12 protein-coding genes are annotated in these 15,350 nt (G+C 73.8%); 2 read left to right on the forward strand and 10 right to left on the reverse strand.

The window, feature by feature from the left end; genetic code table 11:
* Positions 1–69: 69 nt before the first annotated feature.
* The 8 genes from C1N80_RS13815 to C1N80_RS13850 all read right to left on the reverse strand — a co-directional run bounded on the left by C1N80_RS13815 (position 70) and on the right by C1N80_RS13850 (position 8,572).
* Positions 70–2,415: an HD domain-containing protein gene (locus C1N80_RS13815; protein WP_137771303.1), complete on the reverse strand. Its 2,346-nt coding sequence runs from the start codon at positions 2,413–2,415 to the stop codon at positions 70–72.
* Positions 2,405–2,743 carry a P-II family nitrogen regulator gene (locus C1N80_RS13820; protein ID WP_137771304.1) on the reverse strand — a complete coding sequence of 113 codons (339 nt, stop codon included), beginning with the start codon at positions 2,741–2,743 and terminating at the stop codon, positions 2,405–2,407. The genes C1N80_RS13815 and C1N80_RS13820 overlap by 11 nt, the downstream gene beginning before the upstream one ends.
* Entirely contained in the window at positions 2,740–4,104 is a 1,365-nt protein-coding gene (locus C1N80_RS13825) for an ammonium transporter (protein WP_137771305.1), read from the reverse strand. Before C1N80_RS13825 ends, C1N80_RS13820 begins: the two co-directional genes overlap by 4 nt.
* Positions 4,105–4,362: 258 nt before the next feature.
* A complete protein-coding gene (gene ftsY, locus C1N80_RS13830; RefSeq protein ID WP_137771306.1) occupies positions 4,363–5,817 on the reverse strand; it encodes a signal recognition particle-docking protein FtsY in 1,455 nt (484 codons plus the stop codon).
* A 91-nt stretch (positions 5,818–5,908) separates the two neighbouring features.
* Positions 5,909–6,127 carry a hypothetical protein gene (locus tag C1N80_RS13835; RefSeq protein WP_137771307.1) on the reverse strand — a complete coding sequence of 73 codons (219 nt, stop codon included), beginning with the start codon at positions 6,125–6,127 and terminating at the stop codon, positions 5,909–5,911.
* Positions 6,128–6,241: 114 nt separating this feature from the next.
* Entirely contained in the window at positions 6,242–6,667 is a 426-nt protein-coding gene (gene ndk / locus C1N80_RS13840; RefSeq protein ID WP_137771308.1) for a nucleoside-diphosphate kinase, read from the reverse strand.
* Positions 6,668–6,743: 76 nt separating this feature from the next.
* Positions 6,744–7,199 (reverse strand): DUF4233 domain-containing protein, encoded by a 456-nt coding sequence (locus C1N80_RS13845; protein ID WP_137771309.1) that lies wholly within the window; start codon positions 7,197–7,199, stop codon positions 6,744–6,746.
* 2 nt (positions 7,200–7,201) lie between these two features.
* Complete coding sequence (locus C1N80_RS13850; RefSeq protein ID WP_137771310.1) at positions 7,202–8,572, reverse strand: folylpolyglutamate synthase/dihydrofolate synthase family protein; 1,371 nt, start codon at positions 8,570–8,572, stop codon at positions 7,202–7,204.
* Between the two features lie 233 nt (positions 8,573–8,805).
* Between C1N80_RS13850 and C1N80_RS13855 the strand changes: the two genes are divergently transcribed.
* Positions 8,806–9,621 (forward strand): hypothetical protein, encoded by an 816-nt coding sequence (locus tag C1N80_RS13855; protein ID WP_137771311.1) that lies wholly within the window; start codon positions 8,806–8,808, stop codon positions 9,619–9,621.
* Positions 9,618–11,147, forward strand: a complete 1,530-nt coding sequence (locus C1N80_RS13860; RefSeq protein WP_137771312.1) for a WXG100 family type VII secretion target — start codon at positions 9,618–9,620, stop codon at positions 11,145–11,147. Before C1N80_RS13855 ends, C1N80_RS13860 begins: the two co-directional genes overlap by 4 nt.
* Before the next feature lie 82 nt (positions 11,148–11,229).
* Here the strand turns inward: C1N80_RS13860 and C1N80_RS13865 are convergent, their stop codons facing one another.
* Both C1N80_RS13865 and ileS read right to left on the reverse strand, forming a co-directional pair.
* Positions 11,230–11,658, reverse strand: coding sequence for a hypothetical protein (locus C1N80_RS13865; RefSeq protein WP_137771313.1), 429 nt, complete (start codon positions 11,656–11,658; stop codon positions 11,230–11,232).
* A 230-nt stretch (positions 11,659–11,888) separates the two neighbouring features.
* A complete protein-coding gene (gene ileS, locus C1N80_RS13870) occupies positions 11,889–15,188 on the reverse strand; it encodes an isoleucine--tRNA ligase (protein ID WP_137771314.1) in 3,300 nt (1,099 codons plus the stop codon).
* Between the last annotated feature and the right edge of the window lie 162 nt (positions 15,189–15,350).

Here is a 15,350-nt window from a genome sequence, read left to right on the forward strand (position 1 = left end):
CTCGCGATGGTCCGTCCCGTGCCCAGGACCCTACCCCCGGGGAGCTGCTCCCCGGGGACGGGAGCCCGATCAGGTCGCGGCGGCGTCCATGAGGCCGGCGATGATGCGGCCGACGGTCGGCGCGTCCAGCGCGCGACCCCGCTCGTCGGTCAGGTACAGCACGTCGATCGCGCGCTGACCCAGCGTCATCACGTGCGCGCTGCGCAGCTGCAGGCGGTGCACCGTGATCGTCTCCGCGACGTCCGCGAGCAGGCTCGGACGGTTGCGGGCGTTGACCTGCACGACGGTCGCCTCGCTCGAGGCGCCCGGCAGCAGGGTGACGACGGGCGTGTCGTCCGTGGTGCGGGGCGGCGGGGCGGGCGGCAGCTCGAGCACGCGGGCGTCCGCCCGGTCGCGGTGCTTGAGCTCCCGATCCAGCGCCTGGCGCAGCACGGTGGGGTGCGGGAGGTCCTCCTGCGTGCCGGAGACCCACCAGGTGTTCACCGCGATCCCGTTCATCGTGACGACGACGGCGCTGCGCACGTCGATCCGCTGGCGGGCGAGCACACGCGCCATGGCCGCGAACACGCCGGCACCATCGGGCGCGCCCAGGCAGATCTGCGAGATCGGCTCGTCCTCGGTGGGCGCCGGGTACAGCACCTGCGCGCTGCCGCTGCGCTCCACGGAGGCACGCACCGCCTCCTGCACCGAGCGCTGCGGCGTGAGCAGCAGGCGCGGGGCGGGAGAGCTGCCCGTGAGGGCGTCCCGGGCGAGGTCCGTGAGGTGGTCGACGAGGGTCGAGCGCCAGGTGGACCAGGCGGCGGGGCCGGCCGCGATGGCGTCCGCCTCGGTGAGCGCGCGGAGCAGCTCGAGGATCGTCGGGTCGAAGCGGATCTTCGTCAGCAGGTCCTGGAGCGTCGCCGGATCGGCGAGGTCGCGGCCCGTCGCGAGCGCCACGAGGGTCAGGTGCTCACGCACGAGGGTCGTGATGGTGCGCGTGTCCGTCTCGTCGAAGCCGAGGTGACGGGCGGCGGCCTCCGCGAGCGGAGCACCCTCCGCGGCATGGTCGCGGGCGTCGGCCCGCTTGCCGAGGTCGTGGACGAGCGCGGTGATGAGCAGGAGGTCCGGTCGGGCGACCTTCGGCAGGAAGCGCTGGACCTCCTTGACCGTCTCGATCTGGTGGCGGTCCACGGTGAAGCGGTGCACCGCGGAGCGCTGCGGGCGGTTGCGCACGTCGTGCCAGCCCGGCACCCAGCGCTCGAAGATGCCCTTGACGTCGAGGGCCTCGTAGACGTCGGCGATGTGCTCCCCTGCGAGGGCGTCGACGAACACGTCCCGCTGGGCGGCGGAGAGCGGACGCTCGGGGCTCTGGGCGATGCGGTCCAGGGTCGCGTCCGCGAGCGGCAGGCCCGTGGTCGCGGCGTGACGGACCGCGGCGAGGTCTCGCAGCGGGTCGGTGCCGCGCGGGTCCACGGAGATCTCCCCCGCCTGCACGATCACACCGTTGCCCACGCGCGTGATCGCGGGCCGGCGCTCGGAGCCCTGGCCGCGGGTCGAGGAGCCGCCGGGGGCGACGGCCGCCTCCGCGGCGCGGATCGTGCGGTGCAGCTCCCAGCTCACCGCGCGGGCGGCCTCGGCGAGCACCGCGAGGTGGTCGTCCGCGGTGGCGTGGCCGGTGAGCGCGGCGACGGCGTCCTGGTCAGCGCGGCCCAGCCGCGTCCCGGACTTCCCGGTGACGGCCTGCAGCGCGTCCCGGGCGTCGAGCAGGACCCGGGCGGCGGAGTCGACCACCGCGTGGTCGTGGTCCGCGAGCCAGCTCTCCGCGATCGCGCGGATCACGGTCACGTCCCGCAGGCCGCCGCGATCGGACTTGAGGTTCGGCTCCGTGGAGTGGGCGAGGGGGCCGTACCGGTCGGAGCGGTCGTGGGCGAGGTCCACGAGCTCACCGATGCGGCGTCGCGCCCCGCGCCGCCACTGCCCGCGCACGCGGTGCGCGGCGTCGTCCACGAGCTCCGCCTGCCCCGCGACGAGCCGCAGGTCCAGGAGGGAGATCGCGGCGCGGAGGTCCTCACGGGCCACCTGCTCGCACTCGAGCGGGCTGCGCATCGCATGGTCGAGCGAGGTGCCGGAGTCCCAGATCGGGTACCACAGGGCGCTCGCGAGCCGGGCGGACTCCTCGGCGCTCATCACCTCGGTGTCCACGAGGAGCACGAGGTCCAGGTCGCTGCCGGGGCCCAGGTCGCGCCGGCCCAGCGAGCCGATCGCCGCGAGCGCCGCGCCGGACGCGGGGGCGCCGGCCCCCTGCCAGAGCTCGATCAGCCAGGAGTCGACGAGCGACGCCTGATCGAGCCTGCGCTGGGGGCCGGCGGTGGGATCCGCGAAGCCGGCGTGGAGGACCTGGGTCAACCGGCGGCCGGGGAGCTCCTCAGAGGGCATCCGCGTCCCGCTCACCGGTGCGGACACGGACGACGGTGCCGACCTCGGTGGTCCACACCTTCCCGTCGCCGATGCGGCCGGTGCGGGAGGAGGCGACGACGAGGTCGATGATGTCCTTCTCGTCGGCGGGATCGGCGAGCACCTCGACCTTCACCTTGGGGATGGTGTCGATCGTGTACTCCGCGCCCCGGTAGACCTCGGTGTGACCGCCCTGGCGGCCCCATCCGGCGACCTCCGTGATGGTCAGACCGCTGACGCCGTACTCGCGCAGGGAGTCGGTGACCGCCTGCAGGGCGTGCGGCTGGATGATGGCGGTGATGAGCTTCATCGGGCGTCTCCTGCGGTGGCGGGCTGCGGGTCCTCGGTGGTCGACGGGGTGGGCGCCGAGCCGGTCGGCGCGGCGGGGGCCGCCGGTGCCGGGGCGATGCGGTCACGCCGGGTGATCAGCGAGCTGCCCAGATCGTATCCGGACTCCGCATGGTGGGTGATGTCGATGCCGGCGGCCTCGTCGGCCTCGGAGATCCTCCAGCCCATCGTGTACTTCAGGGCCAGGGCGATCACCAGGGTGAGCACGCCGGAGAAGACGAGCGCGGAGGCCGCGACGAGGATCTGCACCAGCAGCAGGCTCACGCCGCCGCCGAAGATCAGGCCGCCGTCGGAGGCGAGGACGCCGATGAGCACGGTGCCCACGAGGCCGCCCACGAGGTGGACGCCCACGACGTCGAGCGAGTCGTCGATGCCGAAGCGGTACTTCAGGCCCACGGCGAGGGCGCAGGCGATGCCGGCGACGAGACCCAGGACGATCGAGGTGACCGGGTTCAGCGCGGCGGCCGCCGGGGTGATCGCGACCAGACCGGCGACGACGCCCGAGGCCATGCCGAGGCTCGTCACGTGGCGGTCGCGGATCTTCTCGATGAGCGCCCAGCCGAGCATGGCGCCCGCGGTCGCGACGGTCGTGTTGACCCAGGCGAGGCCCGCGGTGCCGTCGGCCGTGCCGGCGGAGCCGGCGTTGAAGCCGAACCAGCCGAACCACAGCAGCGCGGCGCCGAGCATGACCAGCGGCAGGTTGTGGGGCTTCATCGGCTCCTTGCCGAAGCCCTTGCGGGCGCCGACGACGATCGCGAGGACGAGGCCCGCCATGCCGGCGTTGATGTGGACCACGGTGCCGCCGGCGAAATCGACGGGCTCCGCGATCGAGGCGAAGATGCCGTCGGCGCCGAGCAGGCCGCCGCCCCACACCATGTGCGCGAGGGGTGCATACACGACGAGCACCCACACGAGCGCGAAGACCATCCAGGTGCCGAACTTGACGCGATCGGCGATCGCGCCGGAGATCAGCGCGGTGGAGATGATCGCGAAGGTCATCTGGAACCCGGCGGCGACGAGGAAGGGCACGCCGCTCCCGGCGAGGATCGACTGCTCGTCGGTGCCGGAGAGGCCGAGGAACTCGAGCGGGTTGCCGAAGAGCCCGCCGATGTCGCTGCCGAAGGCGATCGAGTAGCCGCCGAGGACCCAGGCGATCGCGACGACGGCCATCGCCCCGAAGGACATCAGCATCATGTTGAGGACGGTGCGCGCACGCACCATGCCTCCGTAGAACAGGGAGAGACCGGGGGTCATCAGCAGCACCAGGGCGGCACTGACGAGGATCCACGCGGTCGCCCCCGTGTCGAGGGTGAAGGACTCCATGTCGGCTCCAGATTGTTCAGTGGGCGGTGCCGGCGCGCCTGCGCACGGACCGTCCGACCGGATCGGTCGTGTGTCTCATGGTGTGAGCACTGCCGAGATTCGCCTATGCCGAGAGGGCGCCGTGATCATTCCGTGATACGACGATCCGGACGGTGGACACGACAGGGTCTCCCCGGGGCCCCGGAGCCCGGGGGACGAGGAAGGGCCGGTGCGCGCCCCTGGCCGGGGACGCGCACCGGCCCTCGCCGGATCCGTGGCTCAGTCGCCCAGCAGGGCGTCCACGAAGGAGTAGGTGTCGAAGGGGGTGAGGTCGTCCATCCCCTCGCCGAGGCCCACCATCTTCACGGGCACGCCGAGCTCGCGCTGCACGTTGACGACGATGCCGCCCTTCGCGGTGCCGTCGAGCTTGGTGAGGACGATGCCGGTGATGTTCACGGCCTCGGAGAACACGCGCGCCTGCTGCATGCCGTTCTGCCCGGTGGTGGCGTCGATGACGAGCAGGACCTCGGCGACCTGGTCGCCGTGCAGGCCCTTCTCCGCGACCCGGCGTACCTTGCCGAGCTCGTCCATGAGGCCCTTCTTGTTCTGCAGGCGCCCCGCGGTGTCGATGATGACGACGTCGACGCCCTGGTCGATGCCCTGCTTCACGGCGTCGAAGGCGACGGCGGCGGGATCGGCGCCGTCCTTGTCCGAGCGCACGGTGTCGACCCCCACGCGGGAGCCCCAGGTGGCGAGCTGGTCCGCGGCGGCGGCGCGGAAGGTGTCCGCCGCGCCGAGGACGACGCTGCGCTCCGCGGCCACGAGCACGCGGGCGAGCTTGCCGACGGTCGTGGTCTTGCCGGTGCCGTTGACACCCACCATGAGGATGACGGAGGGGACGGTCTCGCCGTCCGGCGCGGTGCGCACGGTCGCGGCGATCCGGCGGTCCAGCTGCGGGTCCACGAGGCCCACGAGCTCCTCGCGGAGCACCTCGCGCACGGCGGCCGGGTCCTCGGTGCCGAGCACCTGGATGCGGCGGCGGAGGTTCGCGAGCAGCTCGTCGGTCGCGTCGGGGCCGAGGTCCGCGAGCAGCAGCGTCTCCTCGATCTCGTCCCAGGTGGACTCGTCGACGGTGGAGCGGGTGAGCAGCCCGAGGATGCCGCGGCCGATCGAGCCGGAGCGGGAGAGCCGGTCGCGGAGGCGGACCATGCGGTCCTGCGGGGCCTCGGGGGTCTCGATGACCGCGACCGACGGGCGCTCGGTGGTGGGGGTGCCGGCGACGTCCTCGACCGGGGCGGACTCCTCGGCCGACTCCTGCGCGGAGGGCTGCGCGGCAGGCTCCGCGGCATCGGGCTCGACGGCCGCCGTCGCGGGCTCCGCCGCGGTGGGCGCGTCGGCGCGGGTCGCCTCGTCGCCCGCCGGTGCGGCGGTCTGCTCGGGCGCCTCGGCGGTCGGGGCGTCCTCGGTGGGGGCGGCGGCGGTGTCCTCGGCGGGCGGCGCCGCGGGCTCGGCCGGTGCGGAGAGCGTGTCCGCCCAGGTGGGCGCCGCGGGGCGCTCCTTCGTGGCGGTCGGCGCCCCGGTCGAGCCGGTGCCCTCGGGGCCCTGCTGGTCGTCCGTGCCGGCGTCGGGGCTCTTGCCGCCCCGGCCGCGCAGCACGGCCCAGGCGCCGGCGCCGATCACCAGGAAGACGCCACCGCCTCCGGCGATCAGGGCGAGGATGTCGTTCGGATCCACGGGTCACCTCCGAGGTCGGGGAAGCCGGTCGAAGCGGCGGGCCAGCGGCCAGTCTAGGCGGCGGTCCCCGGGAGGCGTCCCGGACCCGGGATCAGGAATCCGCGGTCCCCGAGCGTCCGGAGACGTCCGTGCGGGAGGTGCGCGAGCTGTGACGCGCGGCGGAGCGGCGCTCCGCGCTCGCCTGGAAATACGCGGCAGGATCCCCGTCGCGGTCACCGCGCAGGTTGGGCAGCGCGACGGCGGCGAGGATCACCAGGGCCACCACCAGGGCGACCAGGAGGAAGACGACGGTCACCAGCGTCATGGTCATTCCCACATTGTGCACGCCGAGCCCGCCCGTGACCGGGAGATCCGGGCGGGCGCGGCGCAGTGCGACGGAGTTCTCATCGCTCGGTGGGCGCCGGAGCGCCCGGGACGGGGCGGATCAGCCCAGCTCGGGGAACCAGATGCCGATCTCGCGAGCGGCGGACTCCTCGGAGTCGGAGCCGTGCACGAGGTTCTGGATGACGGGGAGGTCCTGCTCGCGGGCGAGGTCGCCGCGGATGGTCCCCGGGGCGGCGGCGGTGGGGTTGGTCGCCCCGGCGAGGGAGCGGAAGCCCGCGATGACCTCGACGCCCTCGACGACGAGGGCGACGAGCGGGGCGGCGCCCATGTACTCCACGAGGCCGGGGTAGAAGGGCTTGCCCTCGTGCTCGGCGTAGTGGGCGGCGAGCTCCTCGGCGGTGGCGGTGCGCTGGGCGAGGGCGACGATGTCGTAGCCCTTCGCCTCGATGCGACGGATGATCTCCCCACGCAGGCCGCGCTGGACGGCGTCGGGCTTGAGCAGGACGAGGGTGCGCTGTGCGGTCATGGCACCAGGGTACCGGCGACGCGGACTGGGACGGCCGACGCCCCTCCCCCGACGCCGGGCGCCGAGGGGACGGAGCTCAGCGGTCGGCGTCCTCGGCGCCGTCGGCCCCGCGCTCGGCGAGGACCCGGGCGTCCACGGCGTCCTTCTCCGCGTCGAAGCGGTGCCCCGCGAACAGGCCGTAGACGTAGAGCAGGGCGAAGAAGGTGCCGACCACCCACATCAGCCCCACCTGGAGCCCCAGCAGGATGACGGGCACCTGCAGCGCGACGCCCACCAGGTAGGGCCACGCGCCGCGCCGCAGCAGGCCGCCGCAGGCGACGAGCGCGAGCACGGTGAGCAGACCCCAGGTCCAGGTGAGGGCGCGCTCGTCCGGCACCAGCTGGTGCGCGACGAGGACGGCGAAGAACACGACGACCGCCTCGACGGTGAGCGTCGTCGCGGCGAACATGCGCTGGGCGCCGTGCGCGCGCCCCGAGGGCGCGAGCGCGGCGAGCGGGGAGCGGCGGGGCGCGCCGGCGGTGCGATCGGCCATGGTCACTCCCCCTCCGCGCCGAGCAGCTCGCGGACCTCGGCGGCGAGGGTCACCGACCCGGCGACGACGACGCCGCCGAACTGGTCGCCCTCCTGCTCGGCGAGGTCCACCGCGAGCTGGATCGCGTCGGGCAGGCTCGCGGTGTCGACGACCCGGTCCTCGTCGTCGAACACGTCCCGGGCGAGGTCGGCGAGGACGTCGGCCGGGATGGCGCGCGGGGAGGAGGACGCCGTCACGACGACCTGGTCCAGGAGCGGCTCGAGCACGGCCAGGATCTGCTCGGCGTCCTTCTCCTGGAGGATGCCGACGATGCCGACGGTGCGGGTGAAGCGGAAGTTCTCGCGGACGGTCGCGACGAGGGTCTCCGCGCCCGCCGGGTTGTGGGCGGCGTCGACGATCATGGTCGGCGACTGCCGCACGACCTCGGCGCGACCCGGCGAGGTCACCGTCGAGAGCGCGGCGGAGAGCATCTCGCCGTCCAGCGGGATCGTGCCCCCGCCCAGCAGCGCCTCCGCGGCGGCGACCGCGAGCAGCGCGTTGCTCGCCTGGTGCTCGCCGAGCAGCGACAGGAACACCTCCTCGTAGCGACCCGCGATCCCCTGGAGCGTGAGCATCTGGCCGCCCACGCCCGGGGTGCGGGCGATGACGCCGATCTGCTCGTCCTGCACGGCGGCCTCCGCGCCGAGCTCCGTGACCCGCTCGCGCAGCACGTCCATGGCCTCGGGCTCGACCTGCGCCCCGAGCACGGCGATGGCGCGCTCGGTGAGGATCCCGGCCTTCTCCCCCGCGATCAGCTCGATCGTGTCCCCCAGGTACTCCTGGTGGTCCAGACCGATCGGGGTGATCACGGCGACGTCCGGATCCGCGACACCGGTCGCGTCCCAGGTCCCGCCGAGGCCCGTCTCGACGACGGCCACGTCCACGGGGGCGGAGGCGAAGGCCTGGAACGCCATGGCGGTGAGGTACTCGAAGAAGGTCAGCGGGGGGCCGCCCGCCGCGGCGGACTCCTCGTCGACGATCAGCGCGAAGGGCAGGACGTCCTCGTAGGCCTGGACGAAGCCCTCGTCGTCGATCGCCTCGCCGTCGATCGCGATCCGCTCCGCCGGGGAGTGCAGGTGCGGGCTCGTGGTGCGACCCGTGCGCAGGCCCGCCTCGCGGAGGATCCGCTCGAGGATCCGCGCGGTCGTGGTCTTGCCGTTCGTCCCGGCGATGCGCACGGTGCGGTAGGAGCGCTGCGGGTCCCCCATGAGCTCCATGACCCTCCGGATGCGGGAGAGGTCCGGCTCGATGCGGTTCTCGGGGGCGCGCCGGAGGAGCGCGGCGTAGACCTCGCGCAGCTCGGGAGAGAGGACCCGATGGGACTTCGGGGGCACGGAGGGGCTCCTTCGACGGCTGAGCGGGACGCCGGCCAGTCTACGAGGGCGGCCCCGGCCGCCGGCGGTGCGGGAGCGGCCGTGTGACGAGGCGGACCCCGCGGCCGTTCCTCCCCATCGTCCTTGCGTCCACACGGGGAGTTCTCCCCATGGGCCGGCGGCGGGCGCGACCGTAGCCTCGGCCGGGAGCACAGCATCCGGGACCGCCCGGGTCGGGAGCGAGGAGGCGCACGATGAGCCAGCTGCAGGTCACGCTCGAGGAGGCCGCCGCCCGGGCGGTCGCCGGCGGCGTCCCTCCGGAGGATCTCCACCCCGTGTACCGGGCCCTGCTGGACCGTCGCGGCGAGCATGCCCCGGCGTCCCCGGGCACGGCACCGAGCGGGGCGACCGCCGGCCCCGGCTCGCCCGAGGAGCTCGCGCTGATCACCGCGCAGCTGACCGCACGGGCCCTGCTCGTGCTCGCCGTGACGGATCGCGAGGGCACGCACCGGCTGCGCGCCTCGCTCGCCCCGCAGCGGGTCACGCTCGAGCAGTCCCACGGGGCGGGGACCGCGCTCCTGGAGCATGCGGAGCTCGAGGCGCTCCCCGCGCGGATCACCGCCCTGCTCGACCGGGCGGGGATCGCCCCATCGGTGCCCCGGCAGGAGGTGGGACGCGAGGCGGAGGCGCTGCGCCTGACCGATGAGCAGGTCGCGAGCGCCCGGGAGTCCCTCGCCCGTGGGGCGTCCCCGGAGGCGGCCTTCGGCGCCCTCGGGGACCTCCCCTCCCCGCTGCGGGACGCGCTCACCGCGCGGGGCCCTCGGCTCGCGGCCTCCCTCACGCTGCACGACCCGCGCCACCGCGCCCTCGCTGGACCGGTCAGCTGGTCGCGGCTGTGGGTGCGCGGAGCGCGCGGCCTGTACCGCACCGACGCGAGCGACGCTCCTCTCGGCCCGGTCCTCCCCGTGGACGACGGGGACGTGACGGGCAGCCTGCTGGCCGTCATCGAGGAGGGCGTGCGCTTCGCCGCCGCCGCGACGACCGCCCCGAGCACGGGCGATCGGCGATGAGCGCGTTCTGCGGCATGGACCCCGCGCAGGTGCGCGACCATGCCCGGCACCTGCAGGACTCCTCGGCCCAGGTCGAGCAGCTCCGCCTCCGGCTCGACGCCGCCGTGCACGCCGTCGCCTGGGAGGGCGAGGACGCCCACGCCTTCCGCGAGCGCTGGGAGCACGTGGCCACGACGCGCCTGCGCGATCTCGGCGAGCAGCTCTCGGCGCGCTCGCTCCGCTCGCTCGCGGAGGCCGACGCCCAGGACGCCGCCTCCCGCGACGACGCCGGGCTGCCCGGCGGGGACGCTCCCCGGTCACCGGGCGCGCCCGGTCCCGGGGCGGACGGTCCGGGCGCAGGCGACGGCCCCCTCGCGGACCTCGCCGGCGCCGCCTCCGACGCCCTGGGGCACGGGCTGGATGCCGGCATCGACCTGCTCGAAGGCGGGCTCGACGCGCTCGGGATGCGCACCGAGGGCATCGCGCAGTTCCAGCGGGACGCCGACCACCTGGGCGGCATCCTCGAGGACTGGGTGACCGGCGAGCGCGTGCCCACCCTCGCCGAGCTGGGCGCCGCCTCCCTGCTCACCGCGGGATCCGCCGGGGTCGGGCTCTACGAGGCGGCGACCGGGCAGGACACCCCGTTCCTCGACGACCGCCCCGGCGGCATCGTCACGGACGTCCGCACCGAGCCGCTGCCCGCGCAGGGACCGCGGACCCTGCAGGACCTCGTCGTCGCGAACGACGCCCTGCGACCGGGCGGCGCGGCCGCCGTCGAGGCCGGGCAGATCGGGATCCAGCGGATCCGGCCGGCCGACGGCGGCGAGAGCGTCTACCTCGTGCAGGTCCCGCCCACCGAGGGATCCGGGATCACCGAGGTCCCCGGCGCCTACGGCGGCCAGGGCAACTCCCGCGACTGGGGATCGAACCTGCGTCTCGTCGCGGGGCAGGACCCGGCCGCGATGGACGACGTGCGTGCCGCGCTCACCGCGGCGCAGGTGCCGGACGGCGCCGAGGTCATGATCGTCGGCCACTCCCAGGGCGGGATCATCGCGAGCCATCTGGCCGCCGATCCCACGTTCAACAGCGCGAGCGGGGCGCCCGGCAGCTACGACGTCACGCACACCTTCTCCGTCGGCTCCCCGATCCAGACCGTCGTCCCCGCCCAGGCCGGCACGCAGAGCGTGAACGTGGGACATGAGGCCTCGCTCGGCGCGGGCGGGTTCGGCGGCGACCTCATCGCGGAGACGGACCTCGGCGGGCTGCAGGTCGACGGCGGCCACCTCACCGCACCGAACCGTCACGAGGTGACGCTGGACCCGTACCCGGGCACGAGCTGGAACCCGGTGCCGGTGCTCGAGCGGAACCACGACACCGTCGGGCCCGGTCACGACCCCGATCAGGGCTACGCCGGCAGCGTGGGCCGGGCGACCGCGGGCGATCCCACACTCTCCGCGCTGCAGCGGGACCTCACCGGCACGTACCTCGGCGAGGGGACGGAGGTGCTCTCCTCCCAGGTCGTGACCGTGGGGCGCGGGGAGCCGTGACGACGGCGGGCGGCACGGGGCGCGTGCCCGGAGCCGTGCACGGCGCCGGGGGCACGGTCGGTGCGCAGGTGGACGCGGGCGCTCAGCCCTCGAAGTCGGACAGGAGCACCCCGTCGAGCCGCCCGCGCTCGGCCTCGAGCTCCGGGCGCAGGTCCCACATGTCGTACTCGGCGCCCGACGCGTCGAGCAGGGTGATCGCCCCCGCCTGCCGGTCGCGCTGCTCCTCGCGACCGCTGTGCTCGTAGGCCGCGGCGACGATCGCCGCCATCACCGCGCCGAAGGTCTCCAGCGCCTCCTCCGCGGACGCGGCGGAGGTCTCGACGCTCCCGCGCACGTACCGGCGGAACTCGGCCTCGAAGCCGACCTCGAGGCCGGCGGAGGTCACGCCGTCGACGTCCTCGGCGGCGCGGTTCAGCGCCTTCTCGAGCGAGACCTTCCCCAGGCCGCATCCGCTCAGCAGCAGCGCCGCCGCCGTGGCGGCGCCGCCCAGGAGTCCGCGTCGTGCCACCATCATCGCCTCCTCGTCAGGTCCTGGTCCGAGCATCGCATCCCCCGGCCTACTGCGCGCGGCCTGCCCGAGGATGTGGACGACCGCGCTGCCCGGCGGGTCCGCCGCGCACGAGGTCTCCGCCCGGCGGCCCGCGACGGCCGGGAGGACGCCGAGCGGAGAGCCCCCGGAACGGGAGGGCCCCGCGCGCAGCCCCTGACGGGGTGCGGCGCGGGGTCCCCGGGGACCGTCGCTCAGGACAGGAGCGCCACCGACACGGTCACCGTGCCGCCCGCGACCTTCTCGGTCGCGGCATGGGCGCCCGCGGCAGGATCGGCGGGCACCTCGAGCTGCGTCGCGAGCACCTCGCCGGCCACCAGGTCGCGGTGCGCGGAGACCGCGGCGACGACCGCCTCGTCCCCGGCGACCGTGAGGGCGATGCGGTCGGAGACGTCGAGCCCCGCCTCGCGGCGCGCCTGCTGGATCGCACGGACCACGTCGCGCGCGATGCCCTCCGCCTCGAGCTCCGGCGTGACCTCGGTGTCGAGCACGAGGAAGTCGCCGCCGCGGAGCACGCCGATCGCCCGGCCCTGCGTCGCGGAGCCGGAGCCCGCGACGAGGTCCAGGGTGTACTCGCCCTCGACCAGGTCGATGCCGCCGGAGGTGACAGTGCCGTCCTCCGCCTGGGACCAGTCCCCGCTCTTCGCGCCCTTGATGACGACCTGCACCTGCTTGCCGAGCCGCGGCCCCGCCGCACGGGCGTTGACGCTCAGCCGCTGCTCCACGCCCATCTCGCGGGCCTCGTCGCCGGAGGCGTCGAGCAGCCGCACGGACTTGACGTTGAGCTCGTCGGCGAGGATCTCGGTGAACGCCTCGAGGGACGCGGGATCCTGGTGGACCACCGTGAGCTCCGCGAGCGGGAGGCGGGCCCGCAGGCCCGCCTTCTTGCGCACCGCGTTGCCGGCGCTCGCGATCGCGCGGACGTCGTCCATCTGCACCACGAGCGCCTCGTCCCGCGGGAAGAGGGCGTCGTCCGGCCAGTCCGTGAGGTGCACGGAGCGGCCGCCCGTGAGCTGCTTCCAGATCTCCTCGGTGACCATCGGCAGCAGGGGCGCGGCGACCCGCAGCAGGGTCTCCAGGCACGTGGAGAGCACGTCGATCGCCTGCTCGTCGCCCTCCCAGAACCGGTCGCGCGAGCGGCGCACGTACCAGTTGGTGAGCATGTCCAGGTGGTCCTGGATCTGCTCGGCGGCGTCCGCGATCGCGAGCTCCCGCAGGGACGTGCGCACGACCCGCACGAGGTCCCCGGTGCGGGAGAGCAGGTAGCGGTCCATGACGTCGTCCGACTCGTGCCGCTCCCGGCCGGTGTACCCGGTGGGCCGGCCCTCGGCGTCCTTCTCCCCCGCCGCGTTCGCGTAGAGCGCCAGGAAGTACCAGACGTTCCACAACGGGAGCACCACCTGACGGGTGGCCTCACGGATCTTCGGCTCGTCGACCACGAGGTTGCCGCCGCGCAGGATCGGCGAGGACATGAGGAACCAGCGCATCGCGTCGGCCCCGTAGGTCTCGAACATCTCGCGCACGTCGGGGTAGTTGCGCAGGGACTTGGACATCTTCTGCCCGTCCTCGCCCAGCACGATGCCGTGGCAGATCACCGAGGTGAACGCCGGGCGGTCGAACAGCGCCGTGGAGAGCACGTGCATCATGTAGAACCAGCCGCGGGTCTGCCCGATGTACTCGACGATGAAGTCCGCCGGGTTGTGGGACTCGAACCACTCGGTGTTCTCGAAGGGGTAGTGCACCTGCGCGAAGGGCATCGACCCGGAGTCGAACCAGACGTCGAACACCTCGGGGATGCGGCGCATGGTGGAGCGGCCCGTCGGGTCGTCCGGGTTCGGGCGGGTGAGCTCGTCGATGTAGGGGCGGTGGAGGTTCACCTCGCCGTGCTCGTCCCGCGGGAGGGTCCCAAAGGCCTCCTCGAGCTCCGCGAGGGAGCCGTACACCTCGACGCGCGGGTGGTTCGGGTCGTCGCTCTTCCACACCGGGATCGGCGAGCCGAAGTACCGGTTGCGGGAGATCGCCCAGTCGCGGGCACCCTCGAGCCACTTGCCGAACTGGCCGTGCTTGACGTTGCCGGGCACCCAGTCGATCTGCTCGTTCAGCTCGAGCATGCGCTCGCGCTGATCGGCGACCTTCACGTACCAGGAGCTGACGGCCTTGTAGATCAGCGGCTTCCGGCAGCGCCAGCAGTGCGGGTAGGAGTGCACGTAGGACTGCTCGCGCAGCAGCCGCCCCTGCCGCTGCAGGATGCGGATGATCGGGCGGTTCGCGTCGAACACCTGCAGCCCGGCGATCTCGTCGAGGGCCGTGCCGCGGAAGTAGTCCAGGAACTGGGCGCCGTCGTCCACGGAGACGATGACGGGGATGCCGTACTCGGCGTTGACCTGCTGGTCGACCTCACCGTAGGCGGTGGCCTGGTGGACCACGCCGGTGCCGTCGTCCGTGGAGACGTAGTCCGCGACGGTGACGATCCACGCGTTCTGCGTGCCCCACTGCTCGCGGTCCTCGGAGTAGACGGTCCACAGCGGCTCGTAGGCCATGTGCTCGAGCTCGGCGCCGCGATAGGTGCGCGGCTCGATCGCGGCGACGGCCTCCTCGGCGTCGGCGTAGCCGAGCTCCTTGGCGTGCGCGCCGACGAGCGCCGCGGCGAGCAGGAAGCGGCCCTCCCCCGCGGCGGTGCCGTCGGCCGCGCCGAGCGGACCGGCGGGCAGCACCGCGTAGCCGAGCTCGGGGCCCACGGCGAGGGAGAAGTTCGTGGGCAGGGTCCACGGGGTCGTCGTCCACGCGAGGGCCTTGACGCCGGCGAGACCGAGCTCCTCCGCCTTCTGACCGGTGAAGGGGAAGGTGACGGTGACGGTCTGGTCCTGGCGGTCCTGGTAGACGTCGTCGTCCATGCGCAGCTCGTGGGAGCTGAGCGGCGTCTGGTCGTTCCAGCAGTAGGGCAGCACGTAGTAGCCCTCGTAGGCGCGGCCCTTGTCGTGGAGGGTCTTGAAGGCCCACAGCACGGACTCCATGAAGGAGACGTCGAGGGTCTTGTAGTCGTTCTCGAAGTCGACCCAGCGGGCCTGGCGGGTGACGTAGTCCTCCCACTCCTTCGTGTACTTCAGGACGGAGGAGCGCGCCGCGTTGTTGAACGCCTGGACGCCCATCTCCTCGATCTCCGCCTTCTCCGTCATGCCCAGCTCGCGCATGGCCTCGAGCTCGGCGGGGAGACCGTGGGTGTCCCAGCCGAAGCGGCGGTCCACCTTGAGGCCGTCCATGGTGCGGAAGCGCGGGATGACGTCCTTGACGAAGCCCGTGAGCAGGTGCCCGTAGTGCGGGAGGCCGTTGGCGAAGGGCGGGCCGTCGTAGAAGACGAACTCCTCGGCGTCCTCGCGCCGCGCGATCGAGGCGCGGAAGGTGTCGTCGGTGCGCCAGAACTCCTGGATCGCGTTCTCCAGGGCGGGCAGGTTCGGCGAGGGGACGAGCGGGTCGCCGGAGACCGGGTAGACCATGGGGGGACCTCCGAGGAAGCACAGGGGACGGCGGCGGGACATCTGCTGCCCGAGGACGCTCCCGGCGCGGGGCCGGTGGCGCGGTACCACCTCGGTTGGCGTCCCTCGCCGGCCGTGCCGGTGCGGGGCGCCCCCTTGTTCCTCAGCTGTGACGGGCTGGTC

It is taken from the genome of Brachybacterium sp. SGAir0954 (assembly GCF_005490785.1).
GTDB classification, from domain to species: Bacteria; Actinomycetota; Actinomycetes; order Actinomycetales; family Dermabacteraceae; genus Brachybacterium; species Brachybacterium rhamnosum.

What these genes read in the sequence shown, in the direction of transcription:
- C1N80_RS13845 (WP_137771309.1), bottom strand. Translation starts at nt 7,199, where the DNA reads ATGGCCGATCGCACCGCCGGCGCGCCCCGCCGCTCCCCGCTCGCCGCG.
- C1N80_RS13815 (WP_137771303.1), bottom strand. Translation starts at nt 2,415, where the DNA reads ATGCCCTCTGAGGAGCTCCCCGGCCGCCGGTTGACCCAGGTCCTCCAC.
- C1N80_RS13865 (WP_137771313.1), bottom strand. Translation starts at nt 11,658, where the DNA reads ATGGTGGCACGACGCGGACTCCTGGGCGGCGCCGCCACGGCGGCGGCG.
- ileS (WP_137771314.1), bottom strand. Translation starts at nt 15,188, where the DNA reads ATGGTCTACCCGGTCTCCGGCGACCCGCTCGTCCCCTCGCCGAACCTG.
- C1N80_RS13855 (WP_137771311.1), top strand. Translation starts at nt 8,806, where the DNA reads ATGAGCCAGCTGCAGGTCACGCTCGAGGAGGCCGCCGCCCGGGCGGTC.
- C1N80_RS13825 (WP_137771305.1), bottom strand. Translation starts at nt 4,104, where the DNA reads ATGGAGTCCTTCACCCTCGACACGGGGGCGACCGCGTGGATCCTCGTC.
- C1N80_RS13835 (WP_137771307.1), bottom strand. Translation starts at nt 6,127, where the DNA reads ATGACCATGACGCTGGTGACCGTCGTCTTCCTCCTGGTCGCCCTGGTG.
- C1N80_RS13820 (WP_137771304.1), bottom strand. Translation starts at nt 2,743, where the DNA reads ATGAAGCTCATCACCGCCATCATCCAGCCGCACGCCCTGCAGGCGGTC.
- ndk (WP_137771308.1), bottom strand. Translation starts at nt 6,667, where the DNA reads ATGACCGCACAGCGCACCCTCGTCCTGCTCAAGCCCGACGCCGTCCAG.
- C1N80_RS13860 (WP_137771312.1), top strand. Translation starts at nt 9,618, where the DNA reads ATGAGCGCGTTCTGCGGCATGGACCCCGCGCAGGTGCGCGACCATGCC.